At 67.7% G+C, this 353-nt stretch carries 1 protein-coding gene; it reads left to right on the top strand.

Annotation, left to right across the window (positions count from 1 at the left end; genetic code table 11):
- The coding region (locus B9S57_RS35540) for an acyltransferase domain-containing protein (protein ID WP_258036421.1) at nt 1–353 on the top strand (353 nt) is incomplete at both ends.

Genomic DNA, 353 nt, shown 5'->3' with positions numbered 1-353 from the left:
CAGGGTTCGCAGTGGGTGGGTATGGCTGCGGGTCTGATGGAGTCTTCGCCGGTGTTCGCGGGGCGGATCCGGGAGTGTGCGGTGGCGTTGGAGCCGTTCACGGACTGGTCGTTGTTGGGTGTGTTGCGTGGTGATGCGGGTGCTCCTGGGTTCGATCGGGTTGATGTGGTGCAGCCGGTGTTGTGGGCGGTGATGGTGTCGCTGGCTGAGGTGTGGCGGGCGGCTGGTGTGGTGCCTGCGGCGGTGGTGGGGCATTCGCAGGGTGAGATCGCTGCGGCGTGTGTGGCTGGTGGGCTGTCCCTGGAGGATGGTGCGCGGGTGGTGGCGTTGCGGAGCCGGGCGATCCTGGAGCT

Source organism: Streptomyces sp. SM10, from assembly GCF_002910915.1.
In the GTDB taxonomy this organism is placed as follows: domain Bacteria; phylum Actinomycetota; class Actinomycetes; order Streptomycetales; family Streptomycetaceae; genus Streptomyces.
Note: the sequence above shows the minus strand (reverse complement) of the source record. Positions and strands in the feature narration are given on the sequence as shown.